This window comes from Flavobacterium ranwuense, from assembly GCF_004349315.1.
Lineage (GTDB): Bacteria > Bacteroidota > Bacteroidia > Flavobacteriales > Flavobacteriaceae > Flavobacterium > Flavobacterium ranwuense.
In genome coordinates, this window is the sequence record NZ_SMLH01000001.1 from 107862 (window position 1) to 131172 (window position 23311).

Genomic DNA, 23311 nt, shown 5'->3' on the forward strand with positions numbered 1-23311 from the left:
ATTATTAATTGTTTAATTCTTTGTCAACTCCGTGCATTAATTTTTTTATTATTGGCGAAAGTACCAATAGCAGTAATCCAAAACCAAGTCCTGTATAAAATAAATATTCAAAAAGTACTAAGTAACTCTGTTTTGCTAAATTTAAATCGGGTGCTGTACCATTTGAAGTATCTACAGAAGCGATATTAGCTAAAATGGAAGCAATAAATTCAGAACTGGCTGTTGCCAAAAACCAAACTCCCATCATGAACCCAACGATTTTTACCGGAGATAATTTAGTCACTGCAGAAAGTCCTACCGGTGACAAGCATAATTCCCCACAAGTATGTAAAAGGTACGTAAGAATCAACCAAATCATGGCTACTTTCCCCATCCCTGACAAACTAATTCCTAAAACCAAAGACCCAAAACCTAAACCTACCAACAACAATGCTATTGAAAATTTCACTGCAGTATTTGGATTGTATTTCCCTAGCTTTACCCACAACCAAGCAAAAACTGGGGCTAATAAAATAATAAACAATGCATTAAAACTCAAAAATTGGCTAGCGGTTATGGTATATCCAAAAACTGTTCTGTCTAAAATGCGGTCTGCAAATAAATTTAATGAAGTATAAGCTTGTTCAAATAATGCCCAAAAGATAATCGTAAAAACAATCAAAATGGTTAAAGCCATTAATTGCTCTCTTGCTTTTTTATCCAGTTGAGTAACGGCATAATAGACAATATAAATAAACGAAACTGCACCAGCAACCATCAACGAATAGGAAACCACTTCATGTCGCTGCACCATTTGCCAAAAAATCAATGCAGATGACGCGCTTAACAAATAGATTAGCCATTCGTTCTTTATCCCGAAGGATTTTTTTTCCAGAATTTCAGGAACGGTAGTTTCCCCTTTCCCCATTAATAATTTCTTTCCGGAAATAAAAGTCATTAGTCCAAAAAACATTCCGATACCGGCTGCTGCAAAACCATAACTCCATCCATAAGTTTCTCCAAGCCAACCACAAATTAGTGTAGCCATAAAAGACCCCAAGTTGATTCCCATGTAAAACAAAGTGAATCCAGAATCTCTTCTTTTATCTCCTGTTTCATACAATTCCCCCACTAATGAAGATATATTGGCTTTTAGAAAACCGACCCCGACAATTATTAAGGAAAGTGAAAAATAAAATATTTGTAAGGATGTATTGTCCCGCGTAATTTCGCCGGTCATGGATTGTGTGGCGGCATTCCCTTCATAAGCCATTCCTATATGACCCAAAACCAACATAATCCCACCAAAAACAATGGCTTTTCTAAATCCCAGATATCTATCGGCTATAAAACCACCTAAAACTGGCACTGCATACACTAAAGCAGCGTAGCTCCCAATCAGTAAATTCCCAGAAGTATCCGAAAACAAATGGTACTTTGTCAGGTAAAAAATCAACAGGGCTTTCATTCCATAAAAGGAGAAGCGTTCCCACATTTCGGTAAAAAACAATATAAAAAGCGCCTTTGGATGTCCAAAAAATTCTTCCTTATTCAATGAGTCGTTTGTCATAAAGCGCTGTTATAAATTTTCTTTGATAAAATTAGTCATTTTAGTATACAATTGAATTCTGGTTTTACCCCCTGAAATCCCGTGGGCTTTATCAGGATATATTTGTGAATCAAATTGTTTGTTGGCCTGAATCAACGCTTCCATCATTTGCATGGAGTTCTGAACATGAACATTATCATCTCCCGAACCATGAATCAAAAGAAATTTTCCTTTCAATTTACCCACATGATTTATAGGTGAATTATCATCGTATCCGCTTGCATTTTCCTGTGGTGTCTGCATGTAACGTTCCGTGTACACACTGTCATAAAAACGCCAGTTCGTAACCGGAGCTACAGCAATTGCCATTTTGAAAACATCATTTCCTTTCATGATACAATTAGACGCCATAAAACCACCATACGACCAGCCAAATATACCAATTCTAGATTTATCTACAAATGAGTAATTTCCTATTACTTTGGCAGCATCAATTTGATCTTCCACTTCGTATTTCCCTAACTGTTTTTGAGTCACCTTCTTAAAATCGGCACCTTTAAAACCTGTCCCACGACCGTCAACACAAGCTACAATATAACCTTGTTGCGTTAACATCATAAACCAGTATTCATTAGAACTTCCCCATCCGTTTACAACCTGCTGAGAACCAGGGCCAGAATACTGGAACATGAAAACAGGATATTTTTTAGTTGGATCAAAATCTTTCGGCTTCATAATCCAAGCATTTAGCTCATTTCCTTTTTCTGTTTTTAAAACAAAAAACTCTTTAGCCGGTAAATTATACCCTTTTAGTTTTACAGCCAATGATTCATTGTTTTCAATAACCTGAACTTGTTTTCCAGCTTTAGCTTCGTTCAACGTATAAGTCGTAGGTTGAGACGCGCTAGAAAACGTGTTGATGTAGTATTGAAAATTCGGACTGAATGTCGCTGCATTCGTTCCTGTATTTTGTGACAATCGCACTTTATTTTTCCCGTCAAGACCTATTCTGTATACATCTCTATTAATCGATCCATTTTCAACAGACTGATAGAAAACCGTATTTGTCTTTTGGTCTAAACCATAATAATTAGTCACTTCCCATTTTCCTTTGGTCACCTGATTTTTTAATTTTCCATTCTTGTCATATAAATAAATATGATTGAAACCATCTTTCTCGCTGGTCCAAATAAAACTGTTGTCTTTCAAGAAAGTCAAGTTATCTGTAACATCAATATATGCTTTGTCTTTTTCGTTCAAAACTACTTTTGCAGCTCCTGAGTTACCATCGATAAACAACAAATCCAAATTGTTTTGATGACGATTCAATACCTGAGCAGATAATGTATTCGCATCATTCGTCCATTTCATTCTGGCAATATAAAAATCATCGTAATTCCCCAGATTTATATTTTTTACCTCATTCGAATTTACATCATATATATGCAGAGAAACTAAAGCATTCTTCTCTCCGGCTTTTGGATATTTAAACGTTTGCACCATTGGATACAACTCTTTTCCAAACATTGACATCGAAAATTCAGGAACCTGACTTTCGTCAAAACGAATATAGGCCACTTTTTTGCTGTCAGCGCTCCAATCAAAAGCTTTCACAAAAGCAAATTCTTCTTCGTAAACCCAATCCGTAATACCGTTAATAATACTGTTTTTTTGTCCGTCTGTAGTTATTGGAGTCGATTTATTAGACGCTAAATCATACACATACAGATTATTTTCTTTGGCGTACGCTATCTTTTTTCCGTCCGGCGAAAAAGTGGGTTCCTGCACCTGAAAATCAAATAACTTTTTTAATTGTTTATTGGCTATATCGTACAAATAATAATCAGCAGTAAACGAGTGACGGAAAATCTTATTTGTATTACAAGCTAATAAAATCATTTTTTCTGAAGCATCGAACGTGTAACTGTCAATCCCATTTGATAAATCCTTGTGGGATTTTGTATCTATAAGTGTAGCTGTTTTTTTTAAAGTCGCAAAATCATACAAATCGATTTGCACACTTCTTGACTGGCTGTCTAAATTCAATACCGTATATTGATTTGTATTTTTCATGGACTGTAATTCATCCATTCCTTGCGCACGAAATGTGCCGTTGTAAATTTCATCAATTGTGATTTTTTGTTGGCCGACAACAGTAAAACACAAGAATAAAAATAATGCAATAATTTTTTTCGAATACATGATATTTATTTAAATATAAAAACCGTCAATTTTAGTGAAAAATTTACAATAATTTTACATTCTATGTGTTAAATGTTAAAAACAATATTTTTAATGCCTATTTATTGAGGATAATATGATTGTTAACAAAACGGCTAAAAGCGTATATTTGCACGCATACATACTATAATCAATTGAGAATGAATAAGGCCATTAGCGGATTTTCTAAATTATCCAAAGAAGAAAAAATTAAATGGATTGCCAATCAATATTTTTCAACACCTACAGAAGCCGTCGCCTTGCTGAAAAATTACTGGAATTCTGATGAAAAAATACAGAAATTACACGATGAATTCATCGAAAACACGATAACTAATTTCTACATTCCACTGGGAGTTGCTCCAAATTTTCTAATTAATGGAAAATACAGCACCATTCCCATGGCCATTGAAGAAAGTTCTGTTGTTGCCGCTGCCGCAAAAGCTGCTAAATTTTGGTCCACGCGTGGCGGGTTTAAAGCAACCGTAATCAACACCGAAAAAATTGGTCAGGTACATTTTATCTACAAAGGAGATGTTTCAAAACTGAATTTATTTTTTGCCCAAAACAAAAATAAATTTTTCTCAGAAACAGAATCGATTACAACAAATATGCAAAAACGCGGTGGCGGAATTTTAGACATTACTCTAAAAGACAAAACTGATTTATTACCCAATTATTTTCAGCTGCATGCCACTTTTGAAACCAAAGACAGCATGGGAGCGAATTTTATCAACTCTTGTCTGGAACAATTTGCCAAAACGTTAAAAGATGAAGCGCACAACTATGATTTATTCACGGAAACTGAAAAAAATATTGAAGTGGTGATGAGTATTCTCTCGAATTATGTTCCAAATTGCATCGTAAGAGCCGAAGTTTCTTGCCCGATAGAAGAATTATCTGAAAAACACATTCAGAATCCTCAAGAATTTGCCGAGAAATTCGTGCAAGCCGTTCAAATCGCCGAAGTCGAGCCTTATCGTGCCGTAACGCACAACAAAGGAATCATGAACGGAGTAGACGCCGTCGTTTTGGCAACAGGAAATGATTTCCGCGCCGTCGAAGCAGGAATTCATGCGTATGCCTCCCGAAACGGAAAATATTCTAGTCTTTCCCATGCCAAAATCGAAAATGGCGTTTTTACTTTTTGGTTGGAAATCCCTTTAGCATTAGGAACTGTTGGCGGTTTGACTTCCCTGCATCCGTTGGTAAAATTATCATTGGAAATGCTGGAAAACCCTTCTGCCAAGGAATTAATGCAGTTTGTAGCCGTAGCCGGTTTGGCCCAAAACTTTGCCGCTTTGCGCTCCTTGACTACAACAGGAATCCAGGAAGGACACATGAAAATGCATTTAAACAACATCATCAACCAGTTTGAAGCGAATGATGAAGAACGTATTTTAATCCAGAAATATTTCAAAAAAAATACCGTTTCGCATAGCGCTGTAGGCACCTATATTGAAAGTTTAAGAAAATAATTTTATCTTGAAGCAACAAAAAATAAGATTGCTTCGTTCCTCGCAAAGACAATGAAAAAAACATTCTACAGTAACGGAAAACTTTTAATTACAGGAGAATATCTAGTTCTTGATGGCGCAAAAGCCTTTGCATTACCTACAAAAATGGGACAAAACCTCATTATAGAAAAAGGAAGTAACAAGGAAATCATTTGGAAAAGCTATGATGCGGATAGAAGTATTTGGTTTGAAGACACTATTTTATTTTCTGATATCACCAAGGAAGCCACTACTGAAAACGAATCGGTTAAGGCTACACTTACGACCATTTTACACGAAGCTTTTAAATTAAATTCTGGTTTTATTTTAAATTCAGACGGATACCGCATTACCACTGAACTTGGATTCACTAAAAGCTGGGGTCTGGGGACGTCATCGACTCTGATAAATAATATTGCCCAATGGTTGCAAATCGATGCCTTTACACTGCTTAAAAACAGTTTTGGAGGAAGCGGCTACGATATAGCATGCGCACAAAATGACACTCCTATTGTATATCATTTGGAACAAGGTATTCCTATCGTTGAAAAAGTACCCTTTAATCCTGAATTCTCACAACACATATACTTTGTATATCTCAACAAAAAACAAAGCAGTAAAGCCGCAATAGCGGCTTACAACATTAATAAAAAAAATAATCTGGCCAAAACCATTGCTTTAAATGATCAGATAACTTCAGAAGTTTTAAGTTCCACTACGCTTCAATCTTTTGCTACAGCACTACAAAAACACGAAGTACAAATGAGCATTATTCTGGAAACACACACTATAAAAGAATCCTTGTTTCCTGATTTTAATGGCGTAATAAAAAGTCTAGGCGCCTGGGGAGGCGATTTTGTCATGGCGATTGCAACTAAAAATCCCAGCGACTATTTTATTTCAAAAGGATATAAAACTATCGTTCCTTATAATGAAATGATATTGTCTTAGTTTTTATAATTAATCAAAACTTTCAAAAAAACTATATTAAAATAAAAATCCCGATACATTCAGCATATATCGGGATTTTTATTTTGATTAATTACTTCTTAGAAAATTAGTAATTGAAATCTTTTCTGTTATCTTCAATTTTAGCGTTAGCTTTCAATGCAGGGACAACTCTATTTGCATCTGAAGCGCTTTGTGCTTTTAATTTAGTTACATAAGCAGCATGGCTTTTTAGAACTGGCGCTTTTACTGTGCTCATATTTTTCACCACATAAATTCCTGTATTTCCTTCAATTGGGGCAGACAATTTGTTCGCAGCTAATGCAAATGCATTTCCAACTACTTTTGGCTCTTGACCAACACCTGGCAACATAGTGTTTTCCATAGTAAGACCAGCTGCTTGTTGCACTGTTCCTCCTACTGCTTTTGCAATTGCTTCAAGAGAAGAACCTGACATTTTTGCTTTGATAAGTTCTGCTTTTTTCTTGTTTTTAAGAATTGGCTCCACATAAGGTCTAGCTACAGAAACAGCTACTAAACCAGAATCGTCAATACTTTTCAATTTTGCGATCACGTGACCTACATTAGCTACTTCAAATCTTTTTACAGCTCCTACTTTAACTCCATCCTCAAAAGCCCATCTTACGATTGTTCTTTGATTTCCTAGTGTTCCAAAGTTTTCATCCATTCCTTTTACAGAAACAGCCGGAGAAACCTTAAGGGCCATTTCTTTTGCTACTTTATTAAAATCTTTATCTGCAGCATCCATTTCTAATTTAGTTGCCTGAGTAAATATTTTGTCAGAAGTTGCTTCTGAAGCTTCAATTTTCTGAGCCACAGTAGCCAAACGAATTCCGTCTTGTTTGTCCGTAATTTTAATAATATGAAAACCAAATTCAGTTTCTACTAAACCAACTTTTCCGATACCGTTACTAAAAACAAAATCATTAAATGGTTTCACCATTTGGTTTGGGCCAAAATAACCTAAATCACCGCCTTGTTGTGCTGATGAATCATCAGAACTTGTGAAAGCCAACATCATGAAACTATCTGGATTAGCATTTACTTGTGCCAAAATACTTTCTGCCTTTGCTTTTGCTTGTTCTTTTGTTCTTTTTTCTTTTTGGTTTGGAACCTGTGTTCCTTCGTAACCAATTAAAATATGACTTGCTTTAGCATTAACTCCTGATTTCATTCCCATCGATTTTGAAATACAGTAGTATTTCCCAAACATGTATGGTCCATAAACTGCACCTGGAGCAAGGTTAAACAATTTATCAGCATCTACAGCCGGTAAATCTTTTTTAGCAATGTAGGTTGAATCATAAGGAACATCTGAATTTGAATTAACGAATTCTACTGTGTTCGTCGTTGTTCTAAATCCTGGCAAAGTATCGTTTTTACCTGTAGCCTGGTTGTACACCACACTTCCGGTTAACAATGCATTTATTTTTGATTTTACTTCCGTTTCATCCGCTGCAGAAGCTTTGTCTTCGATCAAAACATATTCTACTTCACGAGATTCGTCAGCTTTGTATTTTTTTTCATTTTTCTTCATGAAATCAACAATTTCAGCATCAGTAATTTTTACTTCACTGTCTTTAATTGTAGAATATAAACCTGCAACGTAAGCAAAGTTTACTTTGTTAGCTTCCATTTCATATTTCAACTTTCCTTCGCTTTCAGTTGTATAAACTGCTGCTTTAATCAAAGTGTTATACATTTGATATTTAGCGTTCAAATCAGCATCTTTCTCTCTCTCTTTCAAGAATTGAGCTTGCGCAGGATTAGCTTTGAAGTATTCTTTGAATTTTGCAACGTCAAAAACACCGGCAGCATTTAAAAACAATGGGTTTCCACCAATATTTTGATCTGCTTTCAAAACTTCCAATAAGTGTTTTTCACCTACTCTAAGTCCTAATTTATCAAATTCAGAAGTTAGTAAAGCTATAGAAACTTCTTGTTCCCAAACTCTGTTTGCAGCTGCTGTTGAAGTAATCCCTTGACCACTTTTTTCAACATTACTTACTTTAACTCTAAAATCTTCAAATGAAATATCTTTCCCATCGATGCTTCCTACATCTTTTGATGTACTACTGAAACCACCGCTGTTGAATATATCACCTATGATAAATGCTAATAAACAAAACCCAATAACGAGTATCAGAAGAAGTGAACGTTGTCTAATTTTTTGTAAAACTGCCATTTTATTGTTGTTAATTTTTATATTCAGTTTGCGAAAATACAATTATCTAATTAATAATTATACTAGTAGCGTTTTATTTTGCAAGAAATTTTATTTTGCTAAAAAAAATCACTCTTGTACGGTCATTTTTACTAATTCTATTTTCTTATTTGTGGCTTCTTCAATTATAAAATGATAGCTGCCTATGGTAATTGTCTCGCCTTTTTGAGGGATTTCTTTTGTAAAATCTACTATAAACCCTCCAAGTGTCCCGTAAGAATCACTTTCGGGAATTGCAAGCTTATAGGTATCGTTCAAATATTCAACATCAAAACGGGTTGAAAAAACAAAAACTCCTTCTCCCAATTTTTTTTCTACCAATTCTTCGTCTGAATCGTGCTCGTCTTCAATTTCACCAAAAAGTTCTTCTACAATATCTTCTATAGTAATAATTCCAGACGTCCCTCCGTATTCATCTAATACTACTGCGACGCTTTTACGCTTTTTAGTAAGCAAATTCATGGCATCTTTTATGAATATTGTTTCCGGAACAAACTCAACCGAAATCACAATTTCCTTGATGTTATTTGGTTTTTTAAACAAATCAAACGAATGAACGTAACCGATGATATCATCAAGAGAATTTTGATACACCACTATTTTAGAATACCCTGTTTCTATGAATAACTGCTTCAGTTCTTCGATTGAACCGAATACATCAACTGCAATAATTTCTGTTCGCGGACTCATCACATCTCTGGCTTTCACGCCAGAAAATTCTAAGGCATTTTGAAACATCTGTATTTCAGAATCTACCATTTCATTATCCTCAATTGTACTCATTTGCTCCGTAATGTAATTTCCAAGTTCTATTTTACTGAAATACAACTGAATAGTATCCCCTTCCGTTTTAAAGAATTTCCTTAAAATAAAATCAGAAATCCCAATAAAAAAGGTAGAAATAAAATAGAAAAATTTATAAAAAACATACGCCGGAATTGCAAAAACCTTAATTAATGAGTTCGCATAAATTTGAAAAAAAACTTTAGGAAGAAATTCGGCAGTAATCAACATCACCAGTGTCGAAACCAAAATTTGAAGCACTAAACTTAACCAATCTGAAAAATGATATCCTAAAGCAGCAAACCACCGTATCAATAATTCTCCCATAAAAAAACCATAGACCACCATCGCTATAGTATTTCCAATAAGCATAGTTACTATAAAATTAGTAGGCTTTTCAGTAAGCTTTGTAAGTATTTTTGAAACGAAATTATCTTGTTTTTTTTCAATTTCAAGATAAATTTTATTGGAAGAGACAAAGGCTATCTCCATTCCTGAAAAAAAAGCACTTAGTATTAGACACAATATGATAATACTAATTTCCATTAATTAGGATTTTTTGTTTCGATCATCAAATTTTTTGGCAAATTTTCTTCTAAAGAAAAACATGAAAATAGCCAATCCTGCAATCATGAAACTCAACCAAGGCGTTCCTGCAGGATCTTTTAATTTAGTGACACCATCATAAATGAAATAGGCGCCAAAAACAAGATAAACGTATTGTGTATATTTTAGGTAATTCATAATGTATTTGTATTAATCGGCGGATTCTATTTCGCCTGTTATTTTTTGAGAATTAATCACTTTGAAATCTTTGCTAAAATCGATTCCTTGCCCGTTTGAAGTTCCTTTTGGATCCGTAAATTTAAACTTTCTTTCCGTAAAGAACCATTCATTTTTTTGATCAAAATACAACTGCTCCGTTTCTAGCGTCTGACCGTCTTCCGTGAAAATTTTTACTTTTCCTTGTAAATCAATGATGCTGGTTCCTTTATACGAAATGGCATAATTGGATTTTATAAATGTTTTCTTCGCTTTTTTATCGAATAAAGTAACATCAATCCCTTTTGGAAATTCCGTGAAAGGAAAATCAACACTGGAATAATCCAACATTTTAGGACTTACCAGAATTGCAGTAATTCGTCCCGAATCAGTGTATTTCAAATTTACTATATCAGCGTCACTGGTAGGAATAAATTCCGAAAAATTAATCTTCTGAATTTCCTTAAAATTACTTTCGCAACCAAAAAACAGTGTCACAGCAAAAACTGTGACAACTGATTTAATATAATATTTTTTGACTAAAGTCATACGCTGAACTTGGCGAAGAAATTTGGCAATAGTACCAATTCTTGTTTTTAGTTGAATTTTCGTTTTTCAAACCACCTGTCATTAAGTGAAAAACTCACACTTAAGTTTGCATAGTTCTCCTGAACAAGATTTGCTTTTGTAGTTCCTTTTTTTCCTAACTCCAAACCAAAATTAACATTTGAGAAACTACCCGTTATCGGAAGTCCTAAACCAAAAGTTAACCCCATATCATTTATAGATTCTGAGTTGATAACCAATCCTGTTTTTTCATATTTAATACCGGCTCTGTAAACAATTCTTTTTGCATAACTAGAAAACGAATTGTAATTAGGAACGTAATATCCTCCTAAACTAACGCTGCCATATTTTCCATAACCTACATTCGCTTCGTCATTATAATCGTTTGCCTGACCTGAAGTTTTACCATAAGAAATCTTACCCCCAAGAAGCCATTTTTTAGCCTCTCCAATTCCCGCGCTTAACGATATTTTACTTGGCATTGTTATACTTTTTTCTGTTTTAACATCATCAAGAGCATCAACTACAGCCAAATCAAAATTTGAATTATAGATTACTGTCGAAATATTTCTTGTATTTTTAGATGTTAAAGTGCTTTCCAATGAATATGTTAAACTACTAAAAACAGATATTTTTTTGTAAATCTTGGTTTGATACATCATTCCAAGATTAAAATTCACTCCTGATAAATCTGCTGAATTCAATTCGCGCGTCCCAATAGGAACTCCATTAATAAATTCAAGACTATTTGTTTCAATTTTACCAAAATTATAATTCACATCGGCACCAACGCTGAAATTTGGAGCAATTTTATATCCTAAACCCAAAAAAGCTTTATTCAAACCACCTGTGCCGTTAAACCGTTTGTTGTTTTCTGTTCCATTTTCTGAAATAGATTCAATTTTATACCCAACAGAAGAATACGGAATCAATCCAAAACCTAACCCAAACTTACCAAAAGGCAAACCAACTGCCAAATAATCCAAAGTAGTTCTTCTGGCATTTGCAGATTCAGTATTGTTTTTTAAAGTTGTAGTTCCATAAGTTCCTCCTAAAGTAAAAGTAGTTAATTTAAGACTCGCGTAACTGGCTGGATTTTGTAAGTTCATGTGTATACTATCCTGCTCAACAGCTACTCCTGCCATAGAGCGGTTTTCGAGCGTTCCTTTGAATCTTACATCCCCTATTCCGTAAAAAGAATATGGAGAAGATGTTCCTTCTTGAGCAAAAGACACTAATGATAAAAGCAAGCATGCGCTTATTATAATTTTTTTAATCATTTTTGATTTTATATTGAAATGTTTGGTTCAAACTTTCCAGAAGAAAATTTGAATTGGCAAATATGGTATTTTTTAATCGTTTAGCCAAAAAATCTGTGTCGCCACCCGTTAAAATTATTATAAAATTTGAATACCTTGCTTTATACTCCTCGATAAAACCGTCAATCTCATAGACGAAACCGTTAACCACACCAGAATGAATTGATTCAGAAGTAGATGTTCCAATTAAATCTTTTGGACTTTCTAATGATAACAAAGGAAGTTTAGCCGTAAAATTATGCAACGCTTCGTACCGCAATCGCAATCCTGGCGCAATAGCTCCGCCCAAATAATTATTTTGCTGATCAATAAAATCATACGTTACACAAGTCCCTGCATCAATAACTAATCGATTCTGATTTGGAAACTGAAGCGTTGCTCCTGCGGCAAGAACCATTCTGTCAATTCCCAAAGTTTTAGGAGTCGAATAGCAATTATGGAACGGAAAAGGATCTTCATGGGATAGAAAATGCACATTTAGCACTTTATCATAGGCTAAAAAAGACTGTTTTTCGACATCTCCAACAGATGAAACGATCAAATCAGTTATTTTTTCAAATTTTTTTAAAATATTTTCAATATTTTTTTCAAGTTCTATTTTAGAAAAAACAAAGACTTCAAAAAGTATAGCGCCCTCAAAAACAGCGCCTTTAATTCTGGTATTTCCAACATCGATAACTAAAATCATAATTTGTTTTTTGATGCTGCGAAGGTACGAATTGATTTTTTTTAAAAAATGTTTTGGATAAACTAAAAATCATTCTATATTTGCACCCGCAATAGCGCGGTACCTTAGCTCAGATGGTAGAGCAATGGACTGAAAATCCATGTGTCCCTGGTTCGATCCCTGGAGGTACCACAAAAAATTTCCCTAACCCTTTAATCAGGATTTAGGGATTTTTTGTTTTTGGACCTATTAGATTACTGACAATTGCTTGAATCATTTATTCTTCCTGTTTTACAACACAAATAATACTCTTTTACAAATCATCATTTAGTGTTATTTTGTCTAGCATGCTACCATCTTTAAAATAATCCCCTTGAAATATCGAAAATATTTTCTGCTCGTTATAAAATTAAAGTAATTCCTTCTTTAGAATTACCTTAAGCATATTCCAAGAAATAAAAAACAATGAATAATACTCCGCAGATTTCCCATACTTTTATATATTTACTAAAACCCAAGTCTCGCCTTTATTCGATCAACACAATTAAAATTTGACACAGCACTATCTGTTGCAAATATTAGAAACACAGTATCAAATAAAGTTTAGCTACAAAATTACAATTATGAGAAAACTTTCAATTTTACTGTTTTTTATTACTACACTACAATCTGCCATTGCTCAAAATGGGAAAGAGGCTATTAACCTGACGGATCTGTTAAAAATTAAAACTGTTGGAAATGTAACGCTTACTAAAGACGGATCAAAAGCAGCCTTCACTGTTACCGCTATTGAAGCTGATGAAAACAACAAGTTAGATTACAAGTATCTGACCCAAATCTATAGTGCTTCTCCATCAAACACCTCACCTCCAATACAACTCACTACTTCCAAAGAAGGTGCTACAAAACCTGCATGGAGCCCTGATGGGAAACGACTGGCTTTTACACGAATGATAGACAACAACTCTCAGATTTTTATTCTGTCAATTGAAGGAGGAGAACCAATCCAATTGACAAGCCATAAATACGGGGCAAACAATCCGAAATGGTCCCCAGACGGAAAAAAATTAATGTTTTCTTCCAATATCTCATTTCAAGAACTACTCAAAGATTCTACGTTAAACAAATCTTTTTCAACACCAACTTGGACAATGGAAAAACCAGGTTTTGACAAAAATGAACATTTGTTGCCTAATAAAGCTCGACTAGACCCCGACGGAAGTTTATCTGAAATAAGGGCTTATTTGGATAAAAATGCTACGGATAAAAAAGCTATTGTACTAAATAAATTGAACTTTCAAAATGAGTCAGTTATTTCTTCTGAAATAAATTTCAATCACTTTTTTGACATTAATACCAATGCAAATGCCAAACCCCGTTTATTAACAAAAGGCTTTTATAGTTTCACTAATGCTGAATACACACCAGACGGCAAACAAATTGTGTTTTCGGGAAATATTGATAGTACAGAGAACCCAGACCGTTCATTAGAAAGCGAAATTTATATAGCGGATAGTGATGGTGGTAATTTTAAAATGATTTTAGGCGAAAAAGATAAAAAATACAGCAATGCATCTGTATCACATTCTGGCAAATGGTTGGCTTTCCTCTATAGCAACACCTCTTTTATATCAGTACCTACGTTAGCAATAATGCCACTTAATGGAACCGAAAAAGACATCAAAACCTTTCCTTTCGACCGCAATAAAACAAATCTTACCTGGAGTAAGGATGATAAATATCTATACTTCACAGGACAAAGTAATGGAGGAAACATCTTGAACAGGCTCAATATAAACACCAAAAATATAGAGCCATTATCCAGTAGCGAAGTTGGCATTACAAGTTTTGATATTTCAAATAACACTCTTGTTTATTCTAAGACACAGGTATCAAATCCTTCTGAGCTGTATTTTGCAAATACTAATTTCAAAAAAGAAAAGAAAGGAAGCAATCTTAATGACTGGCTACTAAATAAGAAATTATCCTTTCCGGAAAAGAAAACTTTTATCAATGACGCAGGCATGACCATTGAGTATTGGGTAATGAAGCCTACCCAGTATCAAGAAGGAGAAAAATATCCGCTATTGTTAGAAATTCACGGCGGCCCCTCAGCCATGTGGGGACCAGGAGAAGAAAGTATGTGGCACGAATACCAATATTTCTGTAGTAAAGGGTACGGCGTTGTTTACAGCAATCCAAGAGGTTCCGGCGGTTACGGTTTAGATTTTTTAAGAGGTAATGTCAATGATTGGGGCAAAGGTCCTTCCAGCGATGTACTTACGGCTCTAGACAAAACCATAGATCAGGGCTGGGCTGACCCATCGAAATTACTAATAACAGGAGGGTCGTATGCCGGCTATCTTACAGCATGGATTATCAGTCATGACAATCGCTTTAAAGCCGCCTGCGCACAACGTGGTGTTTATGATCTTCCCACTTTTTTTGGCGAAGGAAATGCATGGAGACTCGTTCCAAATTATTTTGGGGGTTATCCATGGGAACCAAAAGTTAAGGAAATTCTAATACGAGAATCCCCATTAACATACGTTGAAAATATCAAGACACCATTCATTATTTTCCATGGAGGCAACGATCGTCGAACGGGATTTGTTCAAGGAGAAATGATGTTTCGCAGTCTTAAAGTATTAGGCCGTCCTGTCGAGTATGTGGTACACCCTGGTGCAACACATGAAATTACCAGAAATGGAGACAACCGACAGAGAATGGACCAAATGTTACGAACATTTGAATTCTTCGAAAGATGGTTAAATAAAGACAAGTAAAGTACACCTATGAATTTTATACCAAAAGGCATACCGATCAAAATGTATGCCTTCGCAAAATAGAAATAATTCTTTTAAAGGAATTCTACGTTCAATGGATACTATCGAAAAAAATAGGCTGTTCAATTAAACCCATTTCTACTTATAAGCGGAGTAAATTCAAATGGAACAAATTGAAAATCAATTCACCCTTTAAAACTAGCGGATAGCAAAGTATTCATTGGCTTTTTGGATTAATAATGTACCTTTGGTTTTAAACATTTCAAATGACAAAATCACAATTTCAAAATACATCTGATTGGATTGACGCGAAAAATGCTCAAGATCCAAATATTGAAATTTATCAATCTAAACGTTATCCGAAGGAATTATTATATTCTAATCGAATGTACCAAAGACTAATGTCTTTTTATCCTGAAGCGTCTGAAGAAGTACAGATTGCTTCCAAAGCGCAACATATCTGTCGATGGGAAGTCGCACGAGAGTCCTTTCCAATGGATCGAGTGGGTTATTTAAAATGGCGTGAAGATCTAAAAAAATTCCATGCTAACACTACTGCTATAATTTTAAAAAAAGCAGGCTATTCCGAGGAATTCATTGCACGTGTTTCTTTCCTAATCGAAAAAAAATTACTCAAGAAAGACACTGAAACACAGCTGTTGGAAGACGTAATCTGCTTGGTATTTCTAGAATACTATTTAGACCCTTTTGTTCATAAGCACGACAGGGAGAAACTGAAAAATATAATTCTCAAAACTTGGAATAAAATGTCTGAAAAAGGACATCAGGAAGCTCTAAAAATCAACTTCAGCACTACAAACTTTCAATTGATAAAAGAGGCTCTGGGATTGTAATTCGATTTCTATATATAAGAAATGGCAACATCCATACACACCCTTTCCTTTAGAGAATGTTAAGAACTGTACTAATTTGTCGCATATAGACATAGCCTTGACACTATTAACACAGCTTGCATATAGAGAGGCGCATTTACAAAAATTAAAAGGGCTTATTCCACGAGCATCAAAACATTGTTGTATTACAACAAGTGTCGATGCTATTGTTCAATTACACTTTTACCACACCATCATTTCACATAACCCTTTTGCAAAAATGCAATTTTAACTTCCGTAAAATATATTTTGTAAACAAAATGATTTCAAAACCAAACTAAGACCTTCAGGAAAGTCTTTATTTTGAAAGTCATAAAATTTATCAAACACACATAGTTTTCTCAATAAAAATGCACCTTTCATAAAATTAAACCAATTTTATTAGATAATTCTCTTTTATATAGTTGCTAAATTACTATATTTATGCAAAATTTATATATATGGAACTTTTAACGTGTCCGAAATGCCAAAATACCCACATCATAAAAAGCGGGATAATCAACAGTAAACAAAGGTACTTATGCAAAAAATGCAATTATTTTTTTACGGTTAATAAAATTGGCAAAAAGATCGATGATTACTATGTTACCAAAGCATTACAACTATATCTCGAAGGATTGAGTTTTCGTGAAATAGAGCGAATTATAGGGGTTTCCCACGTCACAGTAAGCAACTGGGTAAAGACCTTCAATATAAAAAAACCGTCTCACGCCAACTACCATCCTACTTACAAGATTTTTAGTCACTTAGAGCTGGTAGAATATTTAAAAAACAAACAATTACTCTCTGGTGCAGGTATGATAATAACCGAACTTGGCGATAAGTTTATGCTCATAAAGTGGGAGCGCTTCAAAGATTAACTATATACATTTACACATAAATATACCTAACTTTTTTTTTAGAATAAAATAATAGAATTTGGCGCTTTATTAACCAACCATTTAACAACCAAATCTTATTTATGAAAAAAATATTTTTTATAGCGGCAATACTCTTATTGTCCCTAAAAGGTTTTTCACAAGGCTCCACCGATTATGGTAGCGGAATGAAATTCAATTTGAACGAAGATGGTTCAAAGTACATGCGCTTCATTGCTTGGAACCAAATATGGTTTCGTTCCAGCCAAATGAATCCAGGAACAATGATTGGAGGCGAATCGGCTTCAACTGGAACAGATATCGGAAACAGACGTTTGCGTTTTCTGGCGTATTCTCAAATATCTAAACGATATATGATTGTGACACACTTTGGTATCAACAACCAAACCTTTACAAATGGGGGTGCTGCTGGAACTACAGGAACCGGCGGGTACGGAGCCGGAAAAAAACCAGGAATATTTTTCCACGATGCATGGAACGAATACGCCTTAGTTTTACCTGAAAAAGACAAAAAATTCAGTTTGACTATGGGTGGCGGATTGCATTACTACATGGGATTATCCAGAGCAACAATGGCCTCTACATTAAACTTTCTAACAATTGATGCTCCAATTTTTAACTGGCCGTTAATTGAAAACTCCGATCAGTTTGCCCGACAAATGGGCTTATTTGCCAAAGGTAAATATGGTAAACTAGAATACCGTGTGAGCTACAACAAACCTTTTGCAACCAACTTAGTCCCTACGAATGTAACTTCAGCTGATAATGCTGTAGCAGTAGACAATAGTGGAAATACAAAGTGGTCCAAAGCGGGTTATTTCGAATACCAGTTTTTAGATCAAGAAGCCAATGTACTGCCTTACAAAGTAGGAAGCTACCTTGGAACTAAAAAAGTATTCAATATTGGCGCTGGTTTTTACACTGCGCCTGACGCAACTAAATCTTCTGTTAACAATACTATCAGTAAACACAACATCAATCTTTTTGCAGCGGATGTTTTTCTTGATTTGCCTGTTGGAAAAAAAGAAAACAAAATGGCCGTAACAGCATACAGTGTTTATTACGACTATGATTTTGGTCCAAATTATTTACGCAACGTAGCTATCATGAACATTGGTTCTGCTGACCCTAGCTTCACTGGAAATAGAGCAATGGCCGGTCCTGGAAATGCACAAGCTACGATTGGATCAGGTAATATTTGGTACACACAAGCCGGAATTTTATTGCCCAACAAAGCAGTCAAACCTAAACTACGCGTACAACCATTTGGAGCTTTTACCTACAAAAATTTTGATGCTTTAGATAAATCAAGTACTCAATTTGATCTGGGGACGAACTTCTTCTTGGATGGACAACACGCCAAAATCACAGCACAATATTCAACCAGACCCGTTTACACTACTCCATCTAATATCTCAGGATCAAAAGGAGAATTCATTGTACAACTACAAATCTATCTATAAACTAATTTTAAAAGTATAATTATATGAGTACTAAATCAACAAAAGGAATTTGGAAAGTCATCTCGGCCTCCTCAATGGGCACAATGATCGAATGGTATGATTTCTACATCTTTGGAAGTTTGGCAGTTGTAATTTCAACCAAATTTTTTCCGTCAGACAATCCTACTGCAGCTTTCTTATCTACATTGGCAACATTCGCAGCTGGGTTTGTAGTGCGTCCGTTTGGAGCCCTTTTCTTCGGAAGATTAGGCGATTTAATTGGGAGGAAATACACCTTCATGGTCACTTTATTGTTAATGGGAGGAGCCACGTTCTTGATTGGTTGTATTCCGAGCTATGAAACCATTGGGTTTATGGCACCTTTATTAGTCTTAATTCTTCGTTTGCTTCAGGGTCTTGCGCTGGGTGGCGAATATGGCGGAGCCGCAACGTATGTGGCCGAGCACGCACCAGTGGGACAAAGAGGGTATTGGACTTCTTGGATACAAACTACTGCAACTGTTGGATTATTTATTTCTTTGATGGTTATTTTAGCCACAAGAAATATTCTTACTCCGGAACAGTTTGACGCATGGGGATGGAGAGTTCCGTTTTGGGTTTCTATTATCATGGTATTTGTTTCGTATTTGATTCGAAAAAACATGGATGAATCTCCTGTTTTCGCTAAAGCAAAAGCGGAAGGAAAAACAAGTACGAATCCATTGAAAGAAAGTTTTGGAAACCGTTACAATTTGAAATTTGTCTTGTTAGCTTTATTTGGAGCCACAATGGGTCAAGGAGTTGTTTGGTATACTGGTCAATTTTACGCTATGAATTTCATGAAAACGGTAATGTCTATTGACTCATCACAAGTCGATACTTTACTTGGAATTGCATTAATCCTTGGCACACCATTTTTTATCCTTTTTGGTTGGTTGAGTGATAAGGTAGGGAGAAAATACATTATGATGGGCGGAATGTTACTAGCTATCCTATTATACAGACCTATTTACAAAAGCATGTACGAAACCACATCAGTAGCAAATAAAACTGAAATGGTAGAAAAAACGACTCTAGTTGCTGAGTTGAAAGAAAACAAAAAGCAAACGATGGACTCTATCTACACTACAAACAAAGAGTTTGCAGATGGAACTACTTTGCTGGAAGTGAAAACCGTATCTTTAGAGAATGGCAAAGCTATGGTTGTAGATGGCAAAGCAAAAGTTGAAACCAAAACAACAATTAAAATCAACACTGCCGATAAATGGGCTTTAATCTTTTTAGTATTCATACAAGTATTATTTGTAACTATGGTTTACGGGCCAATTGCAGCATTCTTAGTTGAAATGTTCCCAGTTAAAATTAGATATACTTCTATGTCATTGCCATATCACGTAGGAAATGGAATTTTTGGGGGATTACTTCCTGCTATTTCAACTTATTTTGTTATCAATGCAAAAGAAGCAGGGAATCCAGAATTTTATCTCGAAGGGCTATGGTATCCTATAGTTATTGCTTCAATCTGTTTTGTGATTGGAATGGTTTACATTAAAAATAAAGACAAAAACACTCACATTTAAAAAAACAACTATGAATCAAATAAAAAGAATTTTAGGATTAGTTTGGATAGCATTAGCAGTTGCTGCAGCCTATTTTTGCATCTTTACTTTTGGATTACCAAAATTTATGTCAGGCAAACAAGAGGATTTAGTATTTGGAATTATTATCCTGTTCATACTCACACCATTAATCGTTCTAGGATTAGGCACCTTTGGGTATTATGCCTTGATGGGAGATTACGATGAAAAAAACAATTAATTAAATCAATACCAAAAAAACAATCTCTACATTCATTTGTAGAGATTGTTTATTTTTTTTTACAATGAAAAAAAGACATGAACAAAAGCTGGTTATTCTTTCAGTGCTAATTCTATTAGGATTGAACATTCCACTTTTGCTATTATTTGACAGTTCCAAACCTCTTTTTGGTTTCCCAATAATATACCTCTACATTTTTTCGGCATGGCTGTTTTCAATTGCTATTACCTACATAATCATAAAAAGGTATTATGAATAGTATATGGCTTTTATTGATTTTGGCACTCTATGTCTCGATTCTATTTTACATAGCGCATTGGTCCGAAAAAAGGAAACACTCTAAATGGACAAACAATCCTTATATCTATTCCTTCTCATTAGCTGTTTATTGTACTGCCTGGACCTACTATGGTAGCATAGGTGTAGCTGCAGAAACAGGATTGGGTTATTTGCCTATTTATTTAGGGCCCATAATTATTATACCCACCTGGATGATAATCCTGAAGAGAATTATCCGAATTTCGAGAGTAAATAAAATCTCAAGTATTGCAGATTTTATTTCTTTACGATACGGAAACAGCAGATTTCTAGGAGCATTAGTAACTATGGTTTGTGTTTTTGGAATAGTCCCTTATATTTCTTTACAACTAAAATCGATTTCAGACACTTTTCATATTGTTAGTAAAACCCAATCGAGCGAAAATATTTTTACAGATACTACTACTTACGTTTGTATTGCATTAGCATTATTTGCTTCGTATTATGGGACACGTTATGTAGACGCTTCCGAAAAAAGGCGCGGAATCGTAACTGCTGTGGCAATGGAATCCATCTTAAAGCTAGTTTTCTTTGTAATGATTGGTATCTACGTAACTTTCTTTGTATTTGATGGATTTGACGATATCTATCAAAAAGCGGCCGTACTTGAAAATTTCGACAAAAAGAATACTATTGGCGGCATCACTAAAGGAATTAACTGGTTTTTTCTTTGTGTGCTGTCCATGTTTGCCATTTTTCTTTTGCCTAGACAGTTTCACACTGCCATTGTTGAAAATAATAAAGAAAGCCATATCCGAACAGCAATGTGGCTTTTTCCTCTGTATTTATTGCTTTTTAACATTTTTGTTTTCCCAATTGCCTGGGGAGGAAATATTCTTTTTGAGGGACAAGGACTCAATTCAGACACGTATTCTTTATTGATCCCACAATATTTCAACAATAATACACTAACCGTTTTAGTGTTTCTAGGCGGGTTTTCGGCAGCCATATCCATGATTATCGTTTCCTCGATTGCACTGGCAACCATGCTGAGTAACAACTTATTAATTCCTTATGGATTCATTGGTTCGCTACAAAATTATTCACAAGAAAAAAACAACAAACGAATCTTGATTAGCAGAAAAATAGGAATTTTTTCACTCATTATTTTGGCATATGCCATATACCGGATTTTCATTCTCGACTATTCTTTGGTTTCCATAGGACTGGTTGCCTTTGTAGTTATAGCGCAATTAGCCCCTTCTTTTTTTGGCGCCATATTCTGGAAAAGAGGTTCAAAAAACGGTGCTGTAACTGGAATTATTCTTGGTTTTTTAACTTGTTTTTATACGCTTTTAATTCCCTACGCCGTTGGGATTACTGAATCAACAAGCCTGTTCATTCAAGAAGGACCTTGGGGAATTGAATTACTAAAACCTTTTCAACTTTTTGGATTGGATTATTTAGAACCCATACCACATGCTGTTTTTTGGAGTTTATTAATCAATTTGATGAGTTATTTGGCCGTTTCCGTAAGTTTCAAAGGAAATTACAGAGAACGCAATTATGCCGAAATGTTTGTAGATATTGACAAATACATTACCAATCACGAAAATGCTTTTGTATGGAAAGGAACGGCTTACATTTCCGATATTCAAAAAGTGTTGCAACGATTTCTAGGCGAAGAAAGAACAAAACGAGCGCTTACTATTTTCAATTTAAAATACAATATTGATAAAAATATCACTACCGCTGACGCCCGATTTATAAAATTTGCCGAAAATTTATTGACGGGACACATTGGTACGGCTTCCGCCAAAATATTAATCTCGAGCGTAGTCAAAGAAGATAAAATTAGTTTACCCGAAGTGTTGCGAATTTTGGAGGAATCCAAAGAAAATATCATTATCAACAAGAAGTTGACAGACACTTCGAATGAATTAAAAAAAATATCCGAACAGTTAAAAAATGCCAATCAGGAACTGGTCAACAAAGACATTCAAAAAGATGAATTTCTGGACACGGTTACCCATGAATTGAGAACCCCGATTACGGCTATTCGTGCCGCAAGTGAAATTCTTCACGATGATGATGACATTCCGGAAGAACTGAGAAAACAGTTTTTACAAAACATCATATCCGAGTCAGATCGTTTGAACCGTTTGATTGATAAAATTCTGGATTTAGAAAAATTTGAAACCGGAAAACAAAAAATTTATTTGTCTAAAAACAACATTACAAAAACCATTAAAAACACGTTAGATTCCTTGAATCAATTGATTAAAAACAAAAATATAAATGTTGAATTCGACACTTCGAACAAAGAAATAAGAGCTTTTTATGATGAAGAACGAATTATCCAAGTGATTCATAATTTATTGTCGAATGCAATAAAATTTTGTTCGGAAACTAATGGAAAAATAGTCCTTACAATCCTTGAAAATGAAACCAATATTGAAGTCAAAATTCACAACAACGGTAAAATAATTAAAAAAGAAGATGCCGAAGCGATTTTTGATAAATTCTATCAGTCCAGAAATCAAAATATTAAAAAACCAATAGGAAGTGGATTAGGTTTAGCTATTTGCAAACAAATAATTGAACATCATAAAGGTAAAATTTGGGCAGAAGAAAATATCGCGGAGGGAGCCACTTTTATCTTTAGGCTGCCCAACTATAATACAACCGTAAACAGTTAAAA

At 34.7% G+C, this 23311-nt stretch carries 17 protein-coding genes and 1 tRNA gene; 10 read left to right on the plus strand and 8 right to left on the minus strand.

Annotated elements, in window-relative coordinates:
- Positions 1 to 4: 4 nt before the first annotated feature.
- Together E0I61_RS00465 and E0I61_RS00470 are read right to left on the minus strand one after the other, a co-directional pair.
- On the minus strand, positions 5 to 1549 hold the full coding sequence (locus tag E0I61_RS00465; RefSeq protein ID WP_131991407.1) for a peptide MFS transporter: 1545 nt from the start codon (positions 1547 to 1549) through the stop codon (positions 5 to 7).
- A 9-nt stretch (positions 1550 to 1558) separates the two neighbouring features.
- The gene (locus tag E0I61_RS00470) at positions 1559 to 3730 is read right to left on the minus strand and encodes a S9 family peptidase (RefSeq protein WP_132068689.1); all 2172 of its coding nucleotides are present in this window, start codon (positions 3728 to 3730) and stop codon (positions 1559 to 1561) included.
- Between the two features lie 179 nt (positions 3731 to 3909).
- Here E0I61_RS00470 and E0I61_RS00475 point away from each other — a divergent pair, with 179 nt between their 5' ends.
- Entirely contained in the window at positions 3910 to 5226 is a 1317-nt protein-coding gene (locus E0I61_RS00475; RefSeq protein ID WP_132068691.1) for a hydroxymethylglutaryl-CoA reductase, degradative, read from the plus strand.
- A 51-nt stretch (positions 5227 to 5277) separates the two neighbouring features.
- On the plus strand, positions 5278 to 6195 hold the full coding sequence (locus tag E0I61_RS00480; RefSeq protein WP_132068693.1) for a GYDIA family GHMP kinase: 918 nt from the start codon (positions 5278 to 5280) through the stop codon (positions 6193 to 6195).
- Between the two features lie 106 nt (positions 6196 to 6301).
- Here the strand turns inward: E0I61_RS00480 and E0I61_RS00485 are convergent, their stop codons facing one another.
- The 6 genes from E0I61_RS00485 to E0I61_RS00510 all read right to left on the minus strand — a co-directional run bounded on the left by E0I61_RS00485 (position 6302) and on the right by E0I61_RS00510 (position 12556).
- Positions 6302 to 8398: a peptidylprolyl isomerase gene (locus tag E0I61_RS00485; protein WP_132068695.1), complete on the minus strand. Its 2097-nt coding sequence runs from the start codon at positions 8396 to 8398 to the stop codon at positions 6302 to 6304.
- Between the two features lie 108 nt (positions 8399 to 8506).
- Positions 8507 to 9766 carry a hemolysin family protein gene (locus tag E0I61_RS00490; RefSeq protein ID WP_132068697.1) on the minus strand — a complete coding sequence of 420 codons (1260 nt, stop codon included), beginning with the start codon at positions 9764 to 9766 and terminating at the stop codon, positions 8507 to 8509.
- A gap of 3 nt (positions 9767 to 9769) precedes the next feature.
- Entirely contained in the window at positions 9770 to 9964 is a 195-nt protein-coding gene (locus E0I61_RS00495) for a hypothetical protein (protein WP_131991395.1), read from the minus strand.
- A 12-nt stretch (positions 9965 to 9976) separates the two neighbouring features.
- On the minus strand, positions 9977 to 10531 hold the full coding sequence (lptC, locus tag E0I61_RS00500) for an LPS export ABC transporter periplasmic protein LptC (protein ID WP_131991393.1): 555 nt from the start codon (positions 10529 to 10531) through the stop codon (positions 9977 to 9979).
- 47 nt (positions 10532 to 10578) lie between these two features.
- Entirely contained in the window at positions 10579 to 11829 is a 1251-nt protein-coding gene (locus E0I61_RS00505; protein WP_132068699.1) for a hypothetical protein, read from the minus strand.
- Positions 11822 to 12556 (minus strand): type III pantothenate kinase, encoded by a 735-nt coding sequence (locus E0I61_RS00510; RefSeq protein ID WP_132068701.1) that lies wholly within the window; start codon positions 12554 to 12556, stop codon positions 11822 to 11824. Before E0I61_RS00510 ends, E0I61_RS00505 begins: the two co-directional genes overlap by 8 nt.
- 98 nt (positions 12557 to 12654) lie before the next feature.
- Between E0I61_RS00510 and E0I61_RS00515 the strand changes: the two genes are divergently transcribed.
- From E0I61_RS00515 to E0I61_RS00555, 8 genes are all read left to right on the plus strand, one after another.
- Positions 12655 to 12727: transfer RNA gene (locus E0I61_RS00515), tRNA-Phe, on the plus strand.
- Positions 12728 to 13158: 431 nt separating this feature from the next.
- Positions 13159 to 15321 (plus strand): S9 family peptidase, encoded by a 2163-nt coding sequence (locus tag E0I61_RS00520; RefSeq protein WP_132068703.1) that lies wholly within the window; start codon positions 13159 to 13161, stop codon positions 15319 to 15321.
- A gap of 266 nt (positions 15322 to 15587) precedes the next feature.
- On the plus strand, positions 15588 to 16175 hold the full coding sequence (locus E0I61_RS00525; protein WP_131991385.1) for a DUF4202 domain-containing protein: 588 nt from the start codon (positions 15588 to 15590) through the stop codon (positions 16173 to 16175).
- Positions 16176 to 16654: 479 nt separating this feature from the next.
- Entirely contained in the window at positions 16655 to 17074 is a 420-nt protein-coding gene (locus E0I61_RS00530) for an IS1/IS1595 family N-terminal zinc-binding domain-containing protein (RefSeq protein WP_131991383.1), read from the plus strand.
- 101 nt (positions 17075 to 17175) lie between these two features.
- Complete coding sequence (locus tag E0I61_RS00535) at positions 17176 to 18555, plus strand: porin (protein ID WP_131991381.1); 1380 nt, start codon at positions 17176 to 17178, stop codon at positions 18553 to 18555.
- 23 nt (positions 18556 to 18578) lie between these two features.
- Positions 18579 to 20114 (plus strand): MFS transporter, encoded by a 1536-nt coding sequence (locus tag E0I61_RS00540; RefSeq protein WP_131991379.1) that lies wholly within the window; start codon positions 18579 to 18581, stop codon positions 20112 to 20114.
- Between the two features lie 10 nt (positions 20115 to 20124).
- Complete coding sequence (locus E0I61_RS00545) at positions 20125 to 20352, plus strand: DUF6814 family protein (protein WP_131991377.1); 228 nt, start codon at positions 20125 to 20127, stop codon at positions 20350 to 20352.
- A 251-nt stretch (positions 20353 to 20603) separates the two neighbouring features.
- Positions 20604 to 23309 (plus strand): ATP-binding protein, encoded by a 2706-nt coding sequence (locus tag E0I61_RS00555; RefSeq protein ID WP_131991373.1) that lies wholly within the window; start codon positions 20604 to 20606, stop codon positions 23307 to 23309.
- Positions 23310 to 23311 lie beyond the last annotated feature (2 nt).

What these genes read in the sequence shown, in the direction of transcription:
- E0I61_RS00465 (WP_131991407.1), bottom strand. Translation starts at nt 1,549, where the DNA reads ATGACAAACGACTCATTGAATAAGGAAGAATTTTTTGGACATCCAAAG.
- E0I61_RS00470 (WP_132068689.1), bottom strand. Translation starts at nt 3,730, where the DNA reads ATGTATTCGAAAAAAATTATTGCATTATTTTTATTCTTGTGTTTTACT.
- E0I61_RS00475 (WP_132068691.1), top strand. Translation starts at nt 3,910, where the DNA reads ATGAATAAGGCCATTAGCGGATTTTCTAAATTATCCAAAGAAGAAAAA.
- E0I61_RS00480 (WP_132068693.1), top strand. Translation starts at nt 5,278, where the DNA reads ATGAAAAAAACATTCTACAGTAACGGAAAACTTTTAATTACAGGAGAA.
- E0I61_RS00485 (WP_132068695.1), bottom strand. Translation starts at nt 8,398, where the DNA reads ATGGCAGTTTTACAAAAAATTAGACAACGTTCACTTCTTCTGATACTC.
- E0I61_RS00490 (WP_132068697.1), bottom strand. Translation starts at nt 9,766, where the DNA reads ATGGAAATTAGTATTATCATATTGTGTCTAATACTAAGTGCTTTTTTT.
- E0I61_RS00495 (WP_131991395.1), bottom strand. Translation starts at nt 9,964, where the DNA reads ATGAATTACCTAAAATATACACAATACGTTTATCTTGTTTTTGGCGCC.
- lptC (WP_131991393.1), bottom strand. Translation starts at nt 10,531, where the DNA reads ATGACTTTAGTCAAAAAATATTATATTAAATCAGTTGTCACAGTTTTT.
- E0I61_RS00505 (WP_132068699.1), bottom strand. Translation starts at nt 11,829, where the DNA reads ATGATTAAAAAAATTATAATAAGCGCATGCTTGCTTTTATCATTAGTG.
- E0I61_RS00510 (WP_132068701.1), bottom strand. Translation starts at nt 12,556, where the DNA reads ATGATTTTAGTTATCGATGTTGGAAATACCAGAATTAAAGGCGCTGTT.
- E0I61_RS00520 (WP_132068703.1), top strand. Translation starts at nt 13,159, where the DNA reads ATGAGAAAACTTTCAATTTTACTGTTTTTTATTACTACACTACAATCT.
- E0I61_RS00525 (WP_131991385.1), top strand. Translation starts at nt 15,588, where the DNA reads ATGACAAAATCACAATTTCAAAATACATCTGATTGGATTGACGCGAAA.
- E0I61_RS00530 (WP_131991383.1), top strand. Translation starts at nt 16,655, where the DNA reads ATGGAACTTTTAACGTGTCCGAAATGCCAAAATACCCACATCATAAAA.
- E0I61_RS00535 (WP_131991381.1), top strand. Translation starts at nt 17,176, where the DNA reads ATGAAAAAAATATTTTTTATAGCGGCAATACTCTTATTGTCCCTAAAA.
- E0I61_RS00540 (WP_131991379.1), top strand. Translation starts at nt 18,579, where the DNA reads ATGAGTACTAAATCAACAAAAGGAATTTGGAAAGTCATCTCGGCCTCC.
- E0I61_RS00545 (WP_131991377.1), top strand. Translation starts at nt 20,125, where the DNA reads ATGAATCAAATAAAAAGAATTTTAGGATTAGTTTGGATAGCATTAGCA.
- E0I61_RS00555 (WP_131991373.1), top strand. Translation starts at nt 20,604, where the DNA reads ATGAATAGTATATGGCTTTTATTGATTTTGGCACTCTATGTCTCGATT.